Annotated in this window: 1 protein-coding gene; it reads right to left on the minus strand. The window is 72.3% G+C overall.

The features are described from left to right. Nucleotides 1-251: 251 nt before the first annotated feature. Nucleotides 252-945, minus strand: a 694-nt coding sequence (locus F3J15_RS37425) for a FecR domain-containing protein (protein ID WP_166897844.1), incomplete at its 5' end; no start/stop codon positions are given.

The raw sequence follows: 945 nt of genomic DNA on the forward strand, positions 1-945 counted from the left end.
GCCAGCGCGGGCAGCGGCAGCAGCGCCGACACCAGGACGGCGCCGGCCAGCCGGCGCGCGAGGCGACCCGGTGCGGCCGGGCGCGACGCGCGCGGCAGATGTCGGGCAGGCGCCGGACGGCGCCGATACGTGAGACGGATGGAAACCATGATCGGGAGGTCGGTGGACGATGAGCCAGTGCTGCTTTCATTACCCATGTCACGCGAACATCGAGAAACAGCTCAGGTCAGTGGAAATATTTTTTGAAACGCTCACGAACGGGCCGGCACGACCGTCGCCCAATAGCGCGTCAGGTAGTGAACGTCGATCGGCAGCGTCGCCTTCAACGTATCGAGCACGCGCGCGGGATCGTCGAGCGGATAGGTGCCCGACACGCGCAGGTCGGCCACGGCCGCATCGCAGCGCAGGCTGCCGCGGCGATAGCGGTCGAGCTCGGCGACGAGGTCGGCCAGCCGCATGCGCGACGCGACGAGCATGCCGCCCGTCCACGCGGACGCATACGCATCGAGCGGCGCCGGCGCACCGATCGTGTCGCGCGTGAAATCCGCGCCCTCCCCGGCCGCGATCACGCGCGCATCGGCCGTCGCATCGTCGGGCTGCACGCGCACGGCACCGGCGAACACCTCGACGCGGGTCGCGCCATCGCGCTGCCGCACCGTGAAGCGCGTGCCGAGCGGCCGCAGTTCGCCCTGCGCCGTCGCGACGACCAGCGGCCGCGCGGGCACGCGATCGTCGTGGCCGCTCGTCACCATGATCGTGCCGCGCAGCAGGCGCAGGCGGCGCGCCGTATCGTCGAAGCGCACGTCGAGCGCCGTGTCGGTATCGAGGACGACGACCGTGCGATCCGCGAGCGTCACCGTGCGCCGCTCGCCGACCGCCGTGCGCAGGTCCGCCGGCCAGATCGCCGCGCGCCGCGCGGGTTCGGCCATCCATGCGGCACCGCCC

The sequence above is a fragment of the Burkholderia sp. Ap-955 genome (assembly GCF_011753045.1).
In the GTDB taxonomy this organism is placed as follows: Bacteria; Pseudomonadota; Gammaproteobacteria; order Burkholderiales; family Burkholderiaceae; genus Burkholderia; species Burkholderia lata_D.